The sequence below is a fragment of the Xanthomonas cannabis genome (assembly GCF_040616535.1).
Classification (GTDB): domain Bacteria; phylum Pseudomonadota; class Gammaproteobacteria; order Xanthomonadales; family Xanthomonadaceae; genus Xanthomonas; species Xanthomonas cannabis.
In genome coordinates, this window is the sequence record NZ_CP136580.1 from 1,370,657 (window position 1) to 1,382,008 (window position 11,352).

The 11,352-nt window shown below is 67.7% G+C and carries 9 protein-coding genes; 6 read left to right on the forward strand and 3 right to left on the reverse strand.

Translation table 11 applies throughout. The features are described from left to right. Positions 1-21: 21 nt before the first annotated feature. A complete protein-coding gene (locus RZV17_RS05905) occupies positions 22-720 on the forward strand; it encodes a DUF429 domain-containing protein (protein ID WP_047695845.1) in 699 nt (232 codons plus the stop codon). 1 nt (position 721) lies between these two features. On the opposite strand, the gene RZV17_RS05910 is transcribed toward RZV17_RS05905, so the two are convergent. Further along, a complete protein-coding gene (locus RZV17_RS05910) occupies positions 722-3,076 on the reverse strand; it encodes a GH92 family glycosyl hydrolase (RefSeq protein WP_355607883.1) in 2,355 nt (784 codons plus the stop codon). Positions 3,077-3,356: 280 nt separating this feature from the next. Next, positions 3,357-4,337 carry an SDR family oxidoreductase gene (locus RZV17_RS05915; RefSeq protein WP_355607886.1) on the reverse strand — a complete coding sequence of 327 codons (981 nt, stop codon included), beginning with the start codon at positions 4,335-4,337 and terminating at the stop codon, positions 3,357-3,359. Between RZV17_RS05915 and RZV17_RS05920 the strand changes: the two genes are divergently transcribed. The 3 genes from RZV17_RS05920 (at position 4,285) to RZV17_RS05930 (ending at position 7,033) form a co-directional block, all read left to right on the forward strand. Continuing rightward, complete coding sequence (locus RZV17_RS05920) at positions 4,285-4,467, forward strand: hypothetical protein (RefSeq protein ID WP_166750097.1); 183 nt, start codon at positions 4,285-4,287, stop codon at positions 4,465-4,467. The two genes, RZV17_RS05915 and RZV17_RS05920, sit on opposite strands and share 53 nt — an antisense overlap. A 31-nt stretch (positions 4,468-4,498) precedes the next feature. After that, entirely contained in the window at positions 4,499-5,128 is a 630-nt protein-coding gene (locus RZV17_RS05925; RefSeq protein ID WP_355607890.1) for an alpha-ketoglutarate-dependent dioxygenase AlkB, read from the forward strand. Between the two features lie 210 nt (positions 5,129-5,338). Continuing rightward, positions 5,339-7,033 carry an FAD-dependent oxidoreductase gene (locus RZV17_RS05930; RefSeq protein ID WP_166744062.1) on the forward strand — a complete coding sequence of 565 codons (1,695 nt, stop codon included), beginning with the start codon at positions 5,339-5,341 and terminating at the stop codon, positions 7,031-7,033. A 131-nt stretch (positions 7,034-7,164) separates the two neighbouring features. Here RZV17_RS05930 and RZV17_RS05935 read toward each other — a convergent pair whose 3' ends face one another. Beyond that, a complete protein-coding gene (locus tag RZV17_RS05935; RefSeq protein ID WP_104581160.1) occupies positions 7,165-7,911 on the reverse strand; it encodes an EAL domain-containing protein in 747 nt (248 codons plus the stop codon). A gap of 148 nt (positions 7,912-8,059) precedes the next feature. Between RZV17_RS05935 and RZV17_RS05940 the strand changes: the two genes are divergently transcribed. Next, positions 8,060-8,698 carry an HD domain-containing protein gene (locus RZV17_RS05940; protein ID WP_047695851.1) on the forward strand — a complete coding sequence of 213 codons (639 nt, stop codon included), beginning with the start codon at positions 8,060-8,062 and terminating at the stop codon, positions 8,696-8,698. 115 nt (positions 8,699-8,813) lie between these two features. Further along, positions 8,814-11,348 carry an excinuclease ABC subunit UvrA gene (locus RZV17_RS05945; protein ID WP_355607894.1) on the forward strand — a complete coding sequence of 845 codons (2,535 nt, stop codon included), beginning with the start codon at positions 8,814-8,816 and terminating at the stop codon, positions 11,346-11,348. The last annotated feature ends 4 nt before the right edge of the window (positions 11,349-11,352 follow it).

Here is an 11,352-nt window from a genome sequence, read left to right on the forward strand (position 1 = left end):
GCCGTGCAACAACCTTGGTGTGTGGGCGTCGATGGGGCGCGCAGTGGCTGGATTGCCGTGTGGGACAACGGCGACCTGCTGGCATTTGCCTATTACCCAAGCGTGGCTGCGCTGGCAGTGGCCCTGCCTGCGGTGGACGTGCTGGGCGTGGATATCCCAATCGGGCTGAGCGAGCACGCACCGCGCGCGGCGGATGCGCAGGCGCGCCGATTCGTGGGCGGGCGGCGTGCGTGCAGCATCTTTGCTGCGCCGTTGCGCGGCATCTTGCAGGCACGCACGCAAGCGGAAGCCTCTGCGCTGCATCGCGTGCTGGATCATGAGAAGCAGCGTGGTTTTGGCGTGCAGTCGTTTGCGTTGCTGCCCAAGATCCGCGATTGGGACGACGCCCTGCGGACAGACCCCGCCTGGGCCGCACGGGTGTTCGAGGTGCATCCGGAAGTCTCGTTTGCGGCGCTTGCCGGCGGGCCGGGCCTGGCTGCAGCGAAGAAAAGCAGCGAAGGGCAGCGGCAACGCTGCCGGTTGCTAGGCGACCACTACGGCGCGGCGCGCGTTGCCTCGCTGCTGGAGCGCGTGCCGCGTGCCTGCGCGCAGCCAGACGATGTGCTGGACGCCCTGGCGGCCTGCTGGAGTGCGCAGCGGATTGCGGCAGGCACCGCCGGCAGCCTGCCGGCGGTGGTCGAGCGCGACGCCTGCGGGCTGCGCATGGGCATCTACTTCTGAATCAGCGGGGCTGCGCCGACATCGAATACGGCCGTTGCGCCGGGTCCGTTGCCCACTGCTGGTTCGGCGTGGCCTGCATGCGGAAACGCAGCTCGCCGCCGGCCTGAATCTCCTGATGCGTGAGGTAGGCGCGGTTCAAGGCCTGGCCATTGAGCGTGGCGCTGCCGATATACGGGCGTGACGCGCTCAGGCCATCGGCGACGATGCTGAAGCGCTTGCCATTGGGCAGGTTGAGCGCGGCGCGCGGCAGGAACGGACGGCCGATGATGTATTGATTGCTGCCCGGCGCCACCGGATAAAAGCCCAGCGTGGTGAACACGTACCAGGCCGACATCTGGCCAAGGTCGTCGTTGCCAGCCAGACCTTCGGGGCCGGCGTGATACTGGCTACCGATGATCTGGGTCAGGCGCGCCTGCGTGCGCCAGGGTTGGCCGGCGTAAGCGTAGAGATAGGCCACGTGGTGGCTGGGTTCGTTGCCATGCGCATACCAGCCGATCAGCCCGGTGATGTCTTCCATGTGCTCGAAGACCTTGGGGTCTACCTTGGCGTCGAACACCGCATCCAGGCGCGCGAGCAGTTTGTCTTCGCCGCCATGCGCGGCGGCCAGCCCGGCCACATCTTGCGGCACGTACCACGAGTACTGCCATGCATTGCCTTCGGTGTAGTCGCTGCCGTAGCCGCTGGCGGAGGGATCGAACGGTTCGCGAAAATTGCCGGCGCGGGTGCGTGCGCGCATGTAGCCGGTGGCCGGGTCGAAGGCGTGTTTCCAGTTGCCGGCGCGTTTGTTGAATTCGGCGGCGATCTCTGGCTTGCCGAGCGCCTGGGCCATGCGCGCGATGGTCCAATCATCGAAGGCGTATTCCAGCGTCTTGGACGCCGCTTCGCCTTCTTCGTCGATGGGCACATAGCCGAGCTCGCGGTATTGCGCGATGCCGTCGTACGGGCCGTAGTCGGCGCTGGCCACCATCGCCTGCAAGGCGTCGTCGGCGTCGAAACCACCGATGCCCTTCATGTACGCATCGGCAATCACCGGCACCGCGTGGTAGCCGATCATGCACCAGGTTTCCAGGCCGTGGAATGCCCACACTGGCAGGATGCCGTACGGGCTGTCGCGGCGTGCGGCCAGCAGCGAGTTGACCATGTCACTGCTGCGTTGCGGCGGCTGCACCAGCGTCAATAACGGGTGCAGGGCACGATAGGTGTCCCACAACGAGAACGTGGAATAGTTGGTCCAGCCGTGTGTGTGATGCACGGCGTTGTCCGGCCCGCGATAGTGCCCATCGCTGTCCATGAACAATGTGGGGCCGAGCAGGGTGTGATACAGCGCGGTATAGAGCTGGGTGCGTTGTTGCGGCGTGCCTTGTGCATCGATCGCTGCCAGCGCCTGCGTCCATTGCGTGCGTGCATCGGCGCGCACGCGGTCGAAATCGAAGCCCGGCACTTCCGCATCGAGATTGGCGATGGCGCCGGCTTCGCTGACCGGCGATAGCGCGACCTTCACCACCAGCGGGGTGCCATCGTTGGCCACATCGAACACGCCCACCAGTTGCCGGCCTTCGATCTGCGCGCGTTGCGCCGGGTTGTTCGCGCCGGGCGGTGGGAAGCCCTTGTACGCCATGTCCTGCTCGGTGTCGTGCAGTTGCGTGGCGGTGAGCGGGCGCGAAAACCGCATGGCGAAATACAGTTGCCGGCCGGGCGCCCAACCGCGCGTTTCACGAAAGCCGGTGACGGTGCCATCGCTGCGCACGCGCAACCGCGACCACTGCACCTTGCCCGGGTAGTCGTACAGGCTGGTGCGCAAATCGACCAGCACATGCGCCGGCGCACCCTTCGGAAAGTGATAGCGATGCACGCCCACGCGCGCGCTGGCGGTGAGTTCGGCGCGGATGTTGCGGTCTTTCAGGGTGACCGCGTAATAGCCGGGCTGTGCCTGTTCGCTGCTGTGATCGAACTGCGCGGTGTAGCCGCTGCCGGGCGTGTTCGCGTCGCCACGTTCGAGCTTGATCTCGCCCACCTGCGGCATCAGCAGGATGTCGCCCAGGTCCGAATGCCCGGAGCCGGAAAAATGCGTATGCGAGAACCCGACAATGGTGGTGTCGCTATGCCGATAACCCGCAGCCCAGCCATAGGCTTCCTTGCGCGGTTTGATCTGTGTGTCCGGGCTCAGCTGCACCATGCCGAACGGGACCGTGGCGCCGGGATAGGTGTGGCCTTCGCCACCGGTGCCGATGAATGGGTCTACGGCGGCAAAGGCAGACTCGGCCGTGCGGCCTGCCGCGTTGCCGGTGAAGGCCGCAAGACTGGCCAACAGCAGCAGCCAGCGCAGACGAGGAGATGCGATCAATCGATGCGGCATGCGAACGGCTCCGGCGGATGCAGCGCCGGACCGTAGCACAGCGCCCTGGCGAGCCACAGGGGCGCGGCGCAGGCAGCAGTGCGCTGTCGGTTGGGTTCGCCACACGACAAGACGCCGGGCAGATTTGTTCAGCACGGACCGGCAGGCACGCCGTTGTAGGCAACGCTGCCGGCCGGGTATCCGTTGCACACGGTTGGTGTGCAACTGCCAGCCAATCGCCACTACCGCCTATCGCATGCAACGCGTTGCCCAGCCATTGCGGCGGCAGGATGGCGGTGCCTCAACGTCGCCGCAGCGCCAGTACGGCCAGGGCCGCAAGCCCCGCTGCTGCCGCGCCGATCACCAGCGTGTTGCGGGGCGAGCGTGGATGCGCTGCCGCGCGCCTGCGGTAGCCGCCGTCGATGCCTCCTGCAATGGCCGGCGGGCCGAGCACATTGCCGCTGGATTGCAGCACGCGTGGTGCCTGCGCGAAGTAACGCGTAAACACGCGATGGGTGAGGCGGGCCAGCAGATTGGGCGCCAGTGCGTGTGCGGCGCGCATTGCGTGCACGGGCGCGCCCAGTACGACGGTGGCGCGCGGGCGGTCGAGCAGGCGCAGCACCGCTGCAGCCACGGTGCGGGTGTCCAGCATCAGCGGCGGGCCGCCCAGACGCCGGCCCACGTAGTTGGCGCCGTGGGTGAGGCCGGGCGTGTCGACAAAATACGGGTACACGTCGCAGACATGGATGCGCGGGTAGTCGGCCAGCTCGGCACGCAGCGCTTCGGAAAACCCGCGCTGGCCGAACTTGCTGGCGCTATACGCTGCCGCATACGGCGTCGGTGCAAAGCCGCCGGAGGAAATCATGTTGACGAAAACGCCATGGCCCTGCGCGATGAAGATCGGGATCACCGCGTGCGCATCGTGCATGCGCCCCAGCAGGTTGGCGTGGATGACCGCAGCGCTGGCGTCGATCGGCACCTCGTGAAATTTGCCCACCGCGCCAACACCGACATTGCCGAACCACAGATCGATGCGGCCCAGGAAACTCTGTGCGGCGGTGGCCAGTGCCTTGACCTGGTCGGCATGCTTGACGTCGGTGGGCACCACCAGCACGGTGGCGCCGCGTGCGCGGCAGCGTTCGGCAACGGCCTGCAGGGCGTCTTCGCCGCGTGCAGCCAGTACCAGGCGCGCGCCGCGTTCGGCAAAGGCTTCGGCAGTGGCCTGGCCAATGCCGCTGGAGGCGCCGGAGATCACCACGTGGGCAGGAAAAGTGCGATGCATGCGAGAGCTCCACAACGTTGGACAGGCATGCTTGATCGCCCGGCGTGAACACGACGCGGCTGTTTGCGTACCGCTGCGTGAAGCTGAACTGGTCGGGTTGCTGCACGGCGTGACGCGGACGTGGTGCTGAAATCGCCTGCGCCAGCCCGCATATGGCAGCGATGGATCTGTTCGACACTGCCGCCACGCCCTTGCAGGTGCTGGACGATGCCGAAGGCGGCGTACGCTATTGGCCGCAGCTGCTTGCGCCGGCGCTGGCACAGGCGTGCTTCGACGCGCTGCGCGATGCAGCGGACTGGCGCAGCCAGCGGCGCGAGATGTACGACCGCGTGGTCGAGGTGCCGCGCCTGCTGGCCTCCTATCGGCTGGATGGCGCGTTGCCTGCCGGCTTGCCGTTGCACTGCCTGCTCGATGCGGTGCAGGCGGTGGTGCCCGCGCCGTACAACGCAGTGGGGCTGAACCTGTATCGCGACGGGCGCGACAGCGTGGCGATGCATCACGACACGCTGCCGACGCTGGTGGCGCCGTATCCGATTGCGCTGGTGTCACTGGGAACGCCGCGACGCATGAACCTGCGTGCCAACACTGGCCATGCACGCGCCATCGGCCTGGAGCTGGCGCCGGGCAGTCTGCTGGCGATGAGCCATGCGTCGCAGCGAACGCATACCCATGGCATTCCCAAGACCAGCCGCGCAGTGGGCGAACGCCTGAGTGTGGTGTTTCGCGTGCGCCCGGCAGAGCGCATGGCCACAGGCCGGCATGGCCCGCACTGGGAGCCGCCGTCGCCGTGATGTGCGTGCAGATGTGATGGCCCGGTGGCGCTCGCCTGCGCAGGCACGCGCCAGGACGCGGCCGTGCGCAGTCGGCTGCCACCTCCGCTCGCGTGCGCTTGCGGCGCGTGTGCCGCGTGTCATGCGCTGCCGTGCCTATTTCGAGTGATTGCCATTGCCGTCACCACTGCGCATGCTTGCATGCAATCCCCCTTCAAACGCTGCCGATCCATGCCTCTGGACGAGACCCGCCACCATCAGATGTTTCCCGAGCTGGATGCGGGCCAGTTGGCAATCACGCGGCGCTTTGCCAGCGGGCCGGCGCAGCGGTTCGGCGCTGGCGAGACCGTGTTCGAAGTGGGTGATGCGCACGCGCCGGTGTGGGTGGTGCTGGAAGGCGCCATCGAAGTGGTGCGCCGCGACGGCCTGGGCAACGAAAAACCGATCACGCTGCACACGCCCGGCCAGTTCACCGGCGAGGTGAGCCAGCTGGCCGGGCGCGCGTCGCTGGCGGCCGGGCGCGCCGGGCCGGACGGTTGCCTGGCGCTGCCGTTCGACACTGCACATCTGCGCGCGCTGATGATCAGCTCGGCCGAAGTGGGCGAAGTGGTGATGCGTGCGCTGATCCTGCGCCGGGTGGGGCTGATCGAAGGCGATGCCTCCGGCTCGGTGTTGATCGGCGAGCCGGACGACCCGCATCTGACCCGTTTGCAGGGCTTTTTGACCCGCAACGGCTACCCCAACACGGTGATGGATGTTTCCGACGACGACGGCCGCGCGCTGGTGGAGCGGCTGGGCATCCAGGAGCACGACCTGCCGGTGATGGTGTGCCCCAGTGGCCGCGTGCTGCGCCAACCCAGCGATGCCGAGGCCGCGCATTGCCTGGGCATGACCCCGGACATCGACCCGGACAAGCGCTACGACGTGGCGATTGTGGGCGCCGGCCCTGCAGGCCTGGCGACGGCGGTGTACGCGGCCTCGGAGGGCTTGTCGGTGCTGGTGCTGGATCAGCGCGCCATCGGCGGGCAGGCGGGCGCCTCGGCGCGGATCGAAAATTATCTGGGCTTTCCTACCGGGATTTCCGGGCAGGCGCTGGCCGGGCGTGCGTACAACCAGGCGCTGAAATTCGGCGCCGAGCTGGCCATCCCGCTCGAAGCCGCAACGCTGGAATGCGGGCGCGACGACGGTGCGCTGCATCTGGACCTGGCCGATGGCAAACAGGTGCTGGCCAGCACCGTGGTGATCGCCTCCGGTGCGCGTTATCGACGCCCCGACATCGAAGGATTGGAGCGCTTCGAAGGCCACGGCGTGTCGTACTGGGCTTCGCCGGTGGAAGCGCGCCTGTGCGAGGGCGGCGTGGTGGCGCTGGTGGGCGGCGGCAATTCTGCAGGGCAGGCGGTGGCGTTCCTGGCGCCGCGGGTCAAGGAATTGCACCTGATCATCCGCGGCGACGGGCTGGAAGCGTCGATGTCGCAGTACCTGATCGAGCGCATCGCTGCGTTGCCGAACGTGCAGCTGCATACCGGCACCGAAGTGGCCGCGCTGGACGGTGACCCCGATCGCGGCCTGCAGGCGGCCGTCCTGCGCACCCGCGCAGATGGTGCAACCACACGGGTGGAGTTGCGCCACCTGTTCCTGTTCGTCGGTGCCGACCCCAATACCGGTTGGCTGCAGAACTGCGTGGAAACCGACAAGCGCGGTTTTGTCATTACCGGCACCGCGCGCGGCGATGGTGTGCCGGCCTGCCTGCCGCTGGAAACAAATCGCCCGGGTGTATTCGCGATCGGCGATGTGCGGGCCGGCTCGGTCAAGCGCGTGGCTGCGGCCGTGGGCGAGGGCGCGGCGGTGGTGGCGCAGGTCCATCAATACCTGGCGCATCAGGCCAACCCGGTGCCGGTCTCTGAACTTGCCAGTGCTGGGGAATAGGGAATCGGGAATCGGGAATCGGGAATCGGGAATCGGGAATCGGCTTGCGTGCTGGGTGATTTCTTCGGGTGCGGATGGTGTGTCAGGCGATTGCGCTTGTGCCGATGGGGGCGCGATTGGCGCGCGCGTGCTTAGTGCGGCCAGTGCACCTGCGGTAGCGCGCCGATCTGCGGTCTGGCGAACAGGTAGCCTTGCTGCAGGTGGATGCCCATGTCGCGCAGGGCGCGGGATTCGTCGGGTTGTTCGATGCCTTCGGCGATGACAGTAATGCCGAGTTCTTCGCACATGCGGGTGACGTGCAGGACGATGGCCTGGCGGCTGCGGTTGGTGTCGACGCCGCGGATCAGGGCGATGTCGAGCTTGAGCAGGTCGGGCTGGAAGTCGGCCAGCAGGCCGAGCCCGGCGTAGCCGGCGCCGAAATCGTCGATGGCGGTCTTGAGGCCGCGGGCCTGGTAGGTGCGCAGGATGTCGAGCAGGTGGGCCGGGTCGGTGAGGTGCTCCTGCTCGCTGACCTCGAAGATGATGGCATCCAGCGGCCAGCCGTATTGCTCGGTAGCCGAGAGCGTGGCGCGCAGGCAATGCTCGGGGTTGTAGACCGCATTGGGCATGAAGTTGATCGACAGCAGCGTGGGCAGTGCGATCTGCGCGGCGCATTCGATCGCCTTGATGCGGCAGGCCTGGTCGAAGGCATAGCGGTTGCGCGCATCCACCGCCGCCAGGATGCTGCCGGCCGACTCGCCGTTGACCCCGCGCACCAGCGCTTCGCCGGCATAGAGGCTGCGCGTGGCGACATCGACGATGGGCTGGAACGCCATGGTGATGGCGGTGGGAAATTCCTGGCCGTCGCGGCAGGCGTTGCAAACAGGAATCTGGGTCATGGCGTGGTCTATCATGCGGCGTGGGTCGAGCCTAGTCCTATCGGCCGCAACAGCGCGTCATTGAGGGCGCACGGCCCATCGCAGCATCCTCACTCCGCGCGTGGTCGGGCTCGGCGATACTGTCACCATCGCTCGCATCGGACGCCCCATGACCGCTCTTACCGAACGCTACGCCCTGGCCGTGGACTACGCGCGCATTGCCCATGCCGGACAGGTGCGCAAGGGCACGCAGATTCCGTATCTGAGCCATCTGCTGGGCGTGTCGACACTGGTGCTGGAATGCGGTGGCGACGAAGAGCAGGCCATTGCCGGCCTGCTGCATGACGTGGTGGAAGACTGCGGTGGCGGCCACGAGGCCTCGATCCGCGCGCAGTTCGGCGACGCCGTGGCCGACATCGTGATGGCCTGCACCGATGCCACCGCCGAAGACAAGGCCGAGGTGGACAACAGCGCGCGTGCGCGCAAGCGCGATTGGCGCGAACGCAAGCTGGCCTATCTGGAGCACCTGCGCAAGACGCCCGAGCGCGCGCTGCTGGTGTCCGGCTGCGACAAGCTCTATAACGCGCGCACCATCGTGCAGGACCTGGACAACCCGGCGGTGGGGCAGGACATCTTCAAGGTGTTCACCGCCGGCCGCGACGGCACGCTGTGGTACTACGCCGCGCTGGAAGAGATCTTCCGCAGCCGCAACGCCGCCACCGCACGCCTGTTCAGCGGCGTGGTCGCGCGGATGCAGGCATTGGCCGACCACGGCGAGCAGGCGCTGCCGGCGCACGCACCGGGCTGAGTGCGGGCGCGCGCTGGTCGATCAGCACTGGGTGATCAGCACCGGCCGCAAGCGCTGACATCGGCTGCATGCCGCGCACGCTAGGCTGCGGCCTTGTCGATCTGGTTTTACCGTCATGTCCAACGCAATGTCTGCTTCTTCCGGCCTGGTGCGCGTGCGCGGTGCGCGCGAGCACAATCTTCAGCATGTGGATGTGGATATTCCACGCGATGCGCTGGTGGTGTTCACCGGTGTGTCCGGTTCGGGCAAGTCGTCGTTGGCATTCGGCACCATCTTTGCCGAGGCGCAGCGGCGCTATCTGGATTCCATCTCGCCCTATGCGCGGCGGCTGATCGACCAGGTCGGCGTGCCGGAGGTGGATTCCATCGATGGCCTGCCGCCGGCGGTGGCGTTGCAGCAGGCGCGCGGCGCACCGAGTGCGCGTTCGTCGGTGGGCAGCGTCACCACCATCTCCAACTCGTTGCGCATGCTGTATTCGCGTGCGGGCCAGTATCCGCCGGGGCAGGACATCATCTACGCGGACGGGTTTTCGCCGAACACGCCGGCCGGCGCCTGCCCCACCTGCCACGGCCTGGGCCGCATCTACGACGCCACCGAGGCGACCATGGTGCTGGACCGCAGCCTGAGCATCCGCGACCGCGCGGTGGCGGCCTGGCCGGGCGCCTGGCATGGGCAGAACCAGCGCGACATCCTGACCACGCTGGGCCACGATGTGGATGTGCCGTGGCACAGCCTGCCGAAGAAGACCCGCGACTGGATTCTCTACACCGACGAACAGCCGGTGGTGCCGGTGTATGCCGGCTACAGCCTGGCCGAGGTCAAGCGCGCCCTCAAACGCAAGGAAGAGCCCAGCTACATGGGCACCTTCACCAGTGCGCGCCGCTATGTGCTGCACACCTTTGCCACCACGCAGAGCGCACAGATGAAAAAGCGCGTGGCGCAGTATCTGATCAGCACGCAATGCCCGCAGTGCGATGGCAAGCGGCTGCGCCGCGAGGCGTTGTCGGTGACTTTTGCCGGGCTGGATATCGGCGAGCTGTCGCGACGGCCGCTGGACGAGGTGGCCGAGTTGCTGCGCCCGGCCGCGCAGGCCGATGTGCGCACGCAAGGCAGCAGGAAGGGCGCTGCCAGCCACCCGGAGCAGGCGATTGCCGCGCAACGCATCGCTGCCGACCTGCGCGCGCGCATCGGCGTGGTGCAGGCGCTGGGGCTGGGCTATCTGAGCCTGGAACGCAGCACGCCCACGCTGTCGCCGGGCGAGCTGCAACGGCTGCGGCTTGCCACGCAGATCCGCTCGCAGTTGTTCGGCGTGGTGTACGTGATGGACGAGCCATCGGCGGGTCTGCATCCGGCCGATGCGCAGGCGCTGCTGGGTGCATTGGATCAGCTCAAGGCGGCCGGTAATTCGGTGTTCGTGGTCGAGCACGAGGTGGACGTGATCCGCCACGCCGACTGGATCGTGGATGTGGGCCCGGCCGCCGGCGTGCATGGCGGGCAGGTGCTCTACAGCGGCCCGCCTGCCGGATTGGAACAGGTGCAGGCCTCATCCACGCGGCGCTATCTGTTCGGCACGCCGCCACCGGTACAGAGCCGCGCGCGCGCGGCGACCGGCTGGCTGCAGCTGCGCGGCATCACCCGCAACAATGTGCGCGCGCTGGACGTGGATCTGCCGCTGGGCGTGTTCACCACCGTCACCGGTGTGTCCGGCTCGGGCAAGTCGTCGCTGGTGAGCCAGGCGCTGGTGGAACTGCTGGCGGCTCACCTGGGGCACGCGCCGGCAGACGAAGACGAGGCACTGGACCCGCTGGAGCGCGGCACGCAGCTGCCGTTGGGTGGGGCGATCGTGGGCGGGCTGGAGCAGGTGCGCCGGCTGGTACGCGTGGACCAGAAGCCGATCGGCCGCACGCCGCGCTCCAACCTTGCCACCTACACGGGCCTGTTCGACCCGGTGCGCAAGTTGTTTGCCGCCACGCCTACCGCCCGCCGCCGGCGCTACGACCCAGGGCAGTTCTCCTTCAACGTTGCCAAGGGCCGTTGCGCCACCTGCGAAGGCGAGGGCTCGGTGTCGGTGGAATTGCTGTTCATGCCCAGCGTGTATGCGCCGTGCCCCACCTGCCACGGCGCACGCTACAACGCCAAGACCCTGGAGATCGAACTGCGCGGGCACACCATTGCGCAGGTGCTGGCGATGACGGTGGATCAGGCGGCCGACTTTTTTGCCGACGACACCAGCGTGGTGCGGCCGCTGCAGGTGTTGCGCGAAGTGGGGCTGGGGTATCTGCGCCTGGGCCAGCCGGCCACCGAACTCTCCGGCGGCGAGGCGCAGCGCATCAAGCTGGCGAGCGAGTTGCAGCGTGCGCAACGCCGCGACACCGTCTATGTGCTGGACGAACCCACCACCGGCCTGCATCCGGCCGACGTGGACACCTTGATGACCCAGCTGCAGGGCCTGGTGGATGCCGGCAACACGGTCATCGTGGTCGAGCACGACATGCGCGTGGCGGCCAGCAGCGACTGGGTGCTGGACATGGGGCCGGGCGCCGGTGGTGGCGGTGGCAGCGTGGTGGCGGCGGGGACGCCGGCCCAGGTTGCGCGGCAGCGTGGCAGCCGCACGGCGCCGTTTCTGGCGCAGGTGCTGGCGGGGAAATAGGCAG

Bases quoted from the DNA above. Each gene is read 5' to 3' on its own strand.
- RZV17_RS05910 (WP_355607883.1), bottom strand. From the start codon at position 3,076: ATGCCGCATCGATTGATCGCATCTCCTCGTCTGCGCTGGCTGCTGCTG.
- RZV17_RS05920 (WP_166750097.1), top strand. From the start codon at position 4,285: ATGCCGCTGGAGGCGCCGGAGATCACCACGTGGGCAGGAAAAGTGCGA.
- RZV17_RS05915 (WP_355607886.1), bottom strand. From the start codon at position 4,337: ATGCATCGCACTTTTCCTGCCCACGTGGTGATCTCCGGCGCCTCCAGC.
- RZV17_RS05925 (WP_355607890.1), top strand. From the start codon at position 4,499: ATGGATCTGTTCGACACTGCCGCCACGCCCTTGCAGGTGCTGGACGAT.
- RZV17_RS05930 (WP_166744062.1), top strand. From the start codon at position 5,339: ATGCCTCTGGACGAGACCCGCCACCATCAGATGTTTCCCGAGCTGGAT.
- RZV17_RS05935 (WP_104581160.1), bottom strand. From the start codon at position 7,911: ATGACCCAGATTCCTGTTTGCAACGCCTGCCGCGACGGCCAGGAATTT.
- RZV17_RS05940 (WP_047695851.1), top strand. From the start codon at position 8,060: ATGACCGCTCTTACCGAACGCTACGCCCTGGCCGTGGACTACGCGCGC.
- RZV17_RS05945 (WP_355607894.1), top strand. From the start codon at position 8,814: ATGTCCAACGCAATGTCTGCTTCTTCCGGCCTGGTGCGCGTGCGCGGT.